Here is a 7,729-nt window from a genome sequence, read left to right on the forward strand (position 1 = left end):
GCGCCGGCGCCCTACTCCAATCCGGCGGCCTATTACTTCCCCACCACCGCGCGTATGTCTGCGGTGGAAGTGCTCAAGGGCGCCCCTCTGCTGCGCCACGGCCCACAGACCACCGGCGGCGTGGTCAACCTGGTGAGCACCCCCATTCCGGAGCGTCGTGCCGGCAAGGTCCAGGCCACCCTGGGCGAGCACAACCAGCAGGACACCCATCTGTATTACGGCGAAACCAACGGCAACTTCGGCTGGCTGCTCGAAACCGTGCAACGCAGCACCGAAGGGTTCAAGGACATTGACCGCAGCAACCGCGACAGCGGTTTTGACATTGCCGATTATGTCGCCAAGGCCCGCTGGACCGGCGATCGCCACGCCCTGGGCGTCAAGGCCCAGTACTCCGAGGAAGTCTCCAACGAAACCTACCTGGGGCTGACCGATGAGGACTTCGCGGCCGATCCGAACCGCCGCTACGGCCTGTCCAGCATCGACCAGATGAACAACAGCCACAAAGGCTTCAGCGCCAACTACCAGTTTGATCTCAACGACGCGGTGACCCTGAACGTTATCGGCTATCACAACGAATTCGCCCGGGACTGGTTCAAGCTTGGTACCAGTCTGGTGGATCAGGCCAATAGCGGTGACGCGGCGGCGCTGGCTGTGCTGCGCGGCGAACAGGACGCTGAGGACCTCGGTTACAAGCACAACAATCGGGTGTACGAATCTCAGGGCGTTGAGGTCAACTCGCGCATTGCCTTGAACGATCACCAGATCGAAGTCGGCCTGCGCCGGCACGAAGATGAAATGGACCGCTTCCAGCCGGTGGAAATTTACGATCAGATCAACGGCAGTCTGGTGTTCGATCGGATAATCGAGCCCACCGGCGGCGACAATCGTCTGGAAGGCGCCGAGGCGCTGTCCTTCTGGGTCACCGATGCCTGGTCACTGACCGATGCCTTGAAACTGGACTTGGCTCTGCGCTATGAAGACGTGGACAGCTATCGCAACCAGTACAGTACGCCCGAGCGCTCGGACGAACCCAGCTACCGCAGCAACAGCTCCGAGGAGTGGCTGCCCGGCGTGTCGCTGACTTACGACCTCTCCGATCAGTGGCAGTTGCTTGCGGGCGTTCACAAGGGCTTCTCGCCCCTGGGCGGGGGCGCCACCGAACAGCAGGAGCCAGAAACCAGTACCAACTTTGAAGCTGGTGTCCGTTTCGGACAGGATCAGCTGTTTGCCGAAGTGATCGGTTTCTATAGCGACTTCTCCAACCAGACCGAAAACTGCTCCATGGCGACACCCTGTAGCAATGGCGCCGAGTCGGGCACCTTTACAACCGGTGAGGCGGTGGTCACCGGCCTGGAGTTCCAGTTGAGCAACACCTATGAGTGGGGCCGCTTCTCCGTACCGGTGCATTTGACTTACACCCACACCCAGGCGGAAGTGAGTGCGGACAACGCCGTCAGCGGTGCTCGGGACGGTGACGAGCTGGCCAGCATTCCGGAAAACCTGCTCAGCCTGCGGGTCGAGCTGGACAACAACAACGGCTGGCGGAACTATGCGGTCGCCAAGTTCATGGACGAGACCTGCGTGTCCCTGGGTTGCAACCGCTCCGGCGATGAGCAGGATCGGACTGAGTCACTGTTCGCCGTCGATCTGGTATCACGCTACGACCTGAACAGCGACACGGCGGTTTACCTGAAAGTGGAAAACCTGTTTGACGAACAGGTAATCATCGCCCGTAGTCCGCTCGGCCCTCGACCCAACAAGCCACAAACCGCCTCAGTCGGTATCGAATACACTTTCTGATTACTGAGCGTCGTGGAACACTCTCCAAAGCCCCGGTGACGGGGCTTTTTTGTGGCCGGAGCAAAGCAGTCGAAGAACTTGACAGAGACCACCAACCAGACTCTACCTAAGAGCCTAAAAAACTCATATCCTATTGTTTTAAAATAACTTTTATTTTCTGGCGCACTTCCTGCTTAAACAGGGTTGTGATTCGCCAGCGCTGAAGATATCGACATCAGCTCTGGTCAGCCTCAACCTAACAAGTGCACGGGAACTGCTATGAAAATGATCCATTTTTTGCGTCTGGCAATGGCCGCCGGCTTACTGACTATCGCTTCAGTAGCCACCCAAGCGGCTTCCATTACTCTGAAATACGACAACAATCTGGCCGCTGAAGGCGCTCCGACGGGCCGCATTTACTCGTCGTACGGCACACCGAACGTCTACGCGGGTGAGTTCGACTTCTCCACCAGTAACAACACCAGCGGCATCGCCGAGTGGGATGACGGTCTGAGTGCGTTCTGTGTGGAAATCGGTACCACGCTGAAAACCACCGCCACCCAGTACACGGTGAACAGCGGTGTCAACCTGATGGATTATTTTGGAACGGCCGGGTCGCACATCAATCGCCTGTTCTCCAACTACTACGACGATGCGCAGACCAGCAAGTACAACGGAGCCGCGTTTCAGCTCGCGCTCTGGGAAATCATCAACGAATGGCCGAACAGCGCTTACAGCATGACCAGTAACGCGTTCAAGTCGGACTATTTCTCTGGCGCCCGCACTACCGCCCAGAACTGGTTGAACACTCTGAGCGACACCAATCTGGCAACGGGCAAGTACGACTTCCACCTGCTGGAGGCGGGCAACTCCCAGAACCTGCTGACAGTGACCACCGCCAGTGTTCCCGAGCCGGCTTCCCTGTTGTTGCTCATGACTGGTCTGTTTGCGCTATTCCGGGCCCGCCGTCGGGTGCGTTAACAGAACGCAATACGCAGTCGGCGCATCGCTGGTGCTGACTGCTCGCATAAAAAAACCGGCCAGGGACAGGGCCGGTTTTTTTATGGCCGGAGCAGGACCAGTTTTCAGTCGGCCTGCCCCAGAGTTTCCAGGGTATTCGCCATATCCAGATACGCCCGGCCACTGGCACTGACGGTATCCTGGTTGAAACGCTCGGAGGCAATGTGCACGTCCTCCAGCACCACCGCCAACACGTTCATCTCGCGGCGCAGGGTGGCCACCGCATTTTCAATGGTGTAGCTCAACTCGTGAATATCCGCCATATCCTGATTACTCACCTCGCCGGACAGCAGCTCGCGCAGACGCGCATTGCCTTCGGTAAAGTTTTTGACCGCCTCTTCAAGCGTCTCCGAGGGCTTGCCCGCATAGTGGTCTACCGGGTCATCGGCCAGGGCCGGCCAGGACAACAGGGCGCACAGTGGCAGTAGGCATAGGGCTCGGGTCAGTTTCATTGGCAACTCCTCGTCGCGTTACAGGTGGGCCTCAATCGCCCAATATAAATGAGAATTGTTTCCATATAATCCCACGATTGGCTCTGCCTCACAAGTCCTACTTAGAGGGTATTCAGCCGGGCGAGGTAGACCTCGGCAGTTGCCAACACGTCCTTGCGCTGGGCTGGCGCCTGGCGATCCCAGTTGGCATACACCAGCTTCATCCGCGGGTTATCGCCCAGGCGGTCCCGGTGACGGTTCAGGAAGTGCCAATAGAGACTGTTGAACGGGCAGCTCCCCTCCCCAGATTTCGCTTTCACATCGTAAGCGCATGTTTTGCAGTAATGGCTCATTTTGTTGACGTACTGCCCGGAGGCGGCGTAAGGCTTGCTGCCCATCAAACCGCCATCGGCGTACTGGCTCATCCCCCGGGTATTGGGCAGCTCCACCCATTCGATGGCATCAATGTAGATACCGAGGTACCAGTCGTCCAGTACATCCGGATGAACACCGGCAAGCAGCGCAAAGTTTCCGGTCACCATCAAGCGTTGAATGTGATGCGCGTAGGCGTACTCCAGGGACTGTCCGATCGCATGGGCCATACAGGCCATGTCGGTTTTTCCGGTCCAATAGTAGTCCGGTAGCGGGCGCTGCGCGGACAGGTGGTTGCGCTGGCGATAGTCCGGCATATGGTGCCAGTACAGGGCCCGCACATACTCTCGCCAGCCAAGTATCTGCCGGATGAAGCCTTCCACCTGCGCCAGGGTGATCTGCGCCTGGTTCGCCTGCCAGTGGGCTTCGGCGGCGCGAATCACTTCGAGCGGATGCAGCATCTTGGTGTTCAGGCTGAACGACAGACGACTGTGGTACAAGCTCCACCCATCCGGCGCCATGGCATCCTGGTAGCGGCCGAAGGCCGGTAGTAAATGCTTCAGAAAATACTGCAACAGCTCCCGGCTCTGGGCCCGGTTCACTGGCCAGAGCAGCGCACTCGGATCCGCCACCCCCAGAGTCTGCACCGCGTGACGATCGAGCATCTGATCAATGTCGGTGACATCGGTGGCAAACACCAGGGGCTCCGGCAGGGCCGCTTCGCGCGGCAGTCGGGCGCGGTTGTCGGCATCGAAGTTCCACTGCCCGCCCAGGGGCTTGCCGTCATCGTCCAGCAGCACCTGATATTCACGGCGCAGTGCCCGATAGAAATACTCCATGCGATGGGTCGAGTAGTGCTCGCAGGCGTCACGGGCGGTCAGAAAGTGCTCCGTGTCCGCGACACTCACCGGCAGGTCCAGCGTGCGAGTGAAGTCGGCCAGTTGTTGATCGAGTCGGTATTCATCCGGCCACTGGTAGGCGAACGCTTCCGCCGACGTCTCGTTCAATACACGGCGAAGCAATTCGGGCAGGTCCGTGTAGGCGGCACTGTCATCCAGGGTGAAATAGCGCACCCGGTGGCCCGCCCGTTCCAGCGCCGAGGCGAACCGCCGCATGGCGGCAAAAAACGCGAGTACTTTCTGGCGGTGGTGCACCACGTAGGCCGTTTCCTGGGGCAGCTCGGCCATGACAAACAGCACGTCTTCATCCGGCGACTGGAACCAGGAGTGAGAAGCGTTGAGTTGATCTCCGAGAATCAGTCTGACCTGAGTCATGGGCATTCGAACCTTTCCGGTAAGGGGTCCGGTTAAGAACGCGCCCGAGGCCGATTCAGATCATCGCGGGGTGTCGGGCCGGCGTTCGATACCGTAGTGCTCGGCCAGGTAGGCGAATACTTCCTCGGGGCCACCGCGAACCACGACTCGATCGGACTTTTTACTCAATTGGTAGCGGTACATCGGGTCATAGTAATCCTCCAGCAGGCGGCGAATCCAGACCCGATGCAACTGCGGATCACCCCGGCGGTGCGCGCTCAGGGACTGCTCCAGAAGGTGCGCCATTTCCTCGTAGCGCACGCCGCCGAGGCGCTTGCGAATGCGCCCGAGGGACACCCGCAGGTCCTCCGCAAAGCGTTCAAAACCGTCTTCCTCGCCCTGATCCTCGGACCACTCCGCCAGCTTGCGCAGGATATAGTTGGTGTAGGTGTGCTCAACCCGCTCTTCCAGCGACACCTCCAGCAGGGCCAGCGGGGCGCGCTCCATGGCCTCCTTCAGTGGCATGGGTAATACGCAGCGACCGATCAGATGGCTTTCATCCTCCACCAGAATCGGCGTATCCGGTGCTCGATGGTGGCAGCGCAGTAGATCAACGGCCACGGCGTTCTCAAAATTGATCTGGCTGGGCTGGCCGCCCACCCGACGTCCGAAGGCGCTGCCGCGGTGATTGGCTCGCCCTTCCAGGTCGACGCTCTGGGGCAACTGGACCAGCAGGTCGGTCTTTGCCACACCGGTACGCCCGGCCAATACGATCAGGGGGTGTTCCCGACAGATTCGCTCCATCTGATCAATCAGAAACCAGCGCAGTGCTTTGTAGCCGCCGGTGACCCGAGGGTAGTCGCAGCCGGCCTCGCGCAGCCACTGCTGACAGATCTGTGAACGCAAGCCGCCCCGGAAGCAGTACAGCACGCCGTCGGGGTTCGCGCGGGCAAAATCCAACCAGGCCTGCACCCGCTCGGCTTTGATATCACCCTGCACCAGCTGATGACCCAGCTCAATGGCCGCATCCTGGCCCTGCTCCTTGTAGCAGGTGCCCACCCGGGCCCGTTCGTCATCGAGCATCAGCGGCAGATTGACCGCGGCGGGAAACGCCCCTTTGGCAAACTCCACCGGAGCACGGGTATCGATCATCGGCGTGTCCGATAGGAAGAGCGCTAGGTAGTCATCAATATCCTGGGGGCGATCGGCCATGTGGGCTCCGCTGTGTGAGGCAACATTCAGTTGCGCCGATTATACGGGCTCCGGCCGGTAGTGACTATGTGCGACAAAACGTGCGACAAAAACGTGTGACAGCGACGGTTCGCTAGGCCGACCGAAAGCGCTCGCTGTCGAGCTCATGGCGTTTCATGATTTTATGGAAATCCGAGCGGTTTCGCCCCGCCAGCCGCGCCGCCTCAGTAATGTTGCCGCCGGTCATTCGCAGTATGCGCACCACATAATCCCGCTCAAACTGCCGCTTGGCTTCCTTCAGAGGCACCAGCGCCGGCGCCCCCTGCTCGGGCAATACCTCCGCGATCAGCGACTCGGCGATCAGCGGTGCTGGTGATAACGCCACCAACTGTTCAATGACGTTGCGTAACTGGCGGATATTACCGGGCCAATCGAACTGCAGTAACATCCGCTGCCCACCGGGCGACAGCTGGCGCACCGCGTCGCCGGTACGCTGGGCAATATCATCGAGGAAAGAGCGGGCCAGCAAGGGAATATCTTCCTTTCGCTCGCGCAGCGGCGGGAGCGCCAACTGGGCAACGTTCAGCCGGTAATACAGATCTTCCCGGAAGTCCTGGGCGGCGATGGCCTGCTCCAGATCCCGGTGGGTTGCGGAGATGATCCGGACATCCACCGGCTGATCGGCCGATGACCCCAGAGGCCGAACCTTGCGCTCCTGTAACACGCGCAGCAGTTTGACCTGCAGGTTCAGGGGCATATCGCCAATCTCGTCCAGAAACAGGGTGCCGCCATCGGCCGCCAGAAAGAGACCATCCCGATTATGGGTCGCACCGGTGAACGCCCCTTTGACGTGACCAAACAGCTCGGACTCCAACAGGTCCGCCGGAATGGCTCCGCAGTTGACGGCGATAAAGGGCTGCTCCGCCCGGGCGCTGGCGTTATGGACCGCCTGGGCCAGAAGCTCCTTACCGGTTCCGCTCTCACCGCCGATCAGTACATTGATGTCACTGCGCGCCAGCCGGCGAGCCTGCTCCAGGCGTTTGAACATCAGCTCACTGCGGGTAACGATGGCATCGGACCAGCCCGCTTTGGGGGCCGCTCCCAACCCGCCCAGCTCAAGCGCCTGATCCAGCACCTGGCGTAACTCCCGATTATCGATCGGCTTGGTCAGAAAAGAGAACAGACCCTGCTGGGTTGCCTCAACCGCTTCGCGAATGGAACCGTGGGCCGTGAGCATGATAACCGGCACGTTGGGCCAGTTCTGCTGTATGTGCGCGAACAGGGCCATGCCATCCATCGGCTCCATGCGCAGATCGGTAATCACCGCAGCGGCCTGTTCGCGATCCAGGCTGGCCAGCGCCTCCTCACCCGAGCTCGCGGTCGCCACCCGGTAGCCGGAGGCATTCAGTCGCATACTCAGGAGCTGGAGAATGTCCGGGTCATCGTCCACCAATAAAATCAGTGGTGGTTCTGTCGCGGTTGTTCGGGCTTCACTCATCGCAGCGATTCCTCATCCGTCGACTCACCCATTTCCGCCTCAATGGCTCGAATACCGTCAATCATATCGTCGAGTTTTTTCTGGGTGTTTTTCAGCCGTCTCTCCAGCAACGCATAAGACTTCGCCTCTGCGGCCAACAGCTCCAGGAATGCCGGAAAACCGGGCGGCGGACGCTCGATACTCAC

Annotated in this window: 7 protein-coding genes; 2 read left to right on the forward strand and 5 right to left on the reverse strand. The window is 60.0% G+C overall.

Features of this window, described 5'->3' with window-relative positions; translation table 11 throughout:
- On the forward strand, positions 1-1,800 hold a 1,800-nt coding region (locus B3520_RS14475), incomplete at its 5' end, for a TonB-dependent receptor family protein (protein ID WP_286876350.1).
- 258 nt (positions 1,801-2,058) lie between these two features.
- Positions 2,059-2,760 (forward strand): PEP-CTERM sorting domain-containing protein, encoded by a 702-nt coding sequence (locus B3520_RS14480; protein ID WP_123639094.1) that lies wholly within the window; start codon positions 2,059-2,061, stop codon positions 2,758-2,760.
- A 104-nt stretch (positions 2,761-2,864) separates the two neighbouring features.
- On the opposite strand, the gene B3520_RS14485 is transcribed toward B3520_RS14480, so the two are convergent.
- The 5 genes from B3520_RS14485 to B3520_RS14505 form a co-directional block, all read right to left on the reverse strand.
- Complete coding sequence (locus tag B3520_RS14485) at positions 2,865-3,251, reverse strand: DUF6746 family protein (protein WP_123639095.1); 387 nt, start codon at positions 3,249-3,251, stop codon at positions 2,865-2,867.
- Between the two features lie 101 nt (positions 3,252-3,352).
- Positions 3,353-4,876: a cryptochrome/photolyase family protein gene (locus B3520_RS14490; protein WP_286806313.1), complete on the reverse strand. Its 1,524-nt coding sequence runs from the start codon at positions 4,874-4,876 to the stop codon at positions 3,353-3,355.
- 60 nt (positions 4,877-4,936) lie between these two features.
- Positions 4,937-6,067: a tRNA 2-selenouridine(34) synthase MnmH gene (gene mnmH / locus B3520_RS14495; RefSeq protein WP_286876352.1), complete on the reverse strand. Its 1,131-nt coding sequence runs from the start codon at positions 6,065-6,067 to the stop codon at positions 4,937-4,939.
- A gap of 112 nt (positions 6,068-6,179) precedes the next feature.
- Complete coding sequence (locus tag B3520_RS14500) at positions 6,180-7,544, reverse strand: sigma 54-interacting transcriptional regulator (protein WP_286806310.1); 1,365 nt, start codon at positions 7,542-7,544, stop codon at positions 6,180-6,182.
- A partial coding sequence (locus B3520_RS14505; protein ID WP_286876354.1) for a hypothetical protein occupies positions 7,541-7,729 on the reverse strand: 189 nt, incomplete at its 5' end. The genes B3520_RS14505 and B3520_RS14500, both read right to left, overlap by 4 nt.

The sequence above is a fragment of the Marinimicrobium sp. UBA4509 genome (genome assembly GCF_002388575.1).
In the GTDB taxonomy this organism is placed as follows: Bacteria; Pseudomonadota; Gammaproteobacteria; order Pseudomonadales; family Cellvibrionaceae; genus Marinimicrobium; species Marinimicrobium koreense.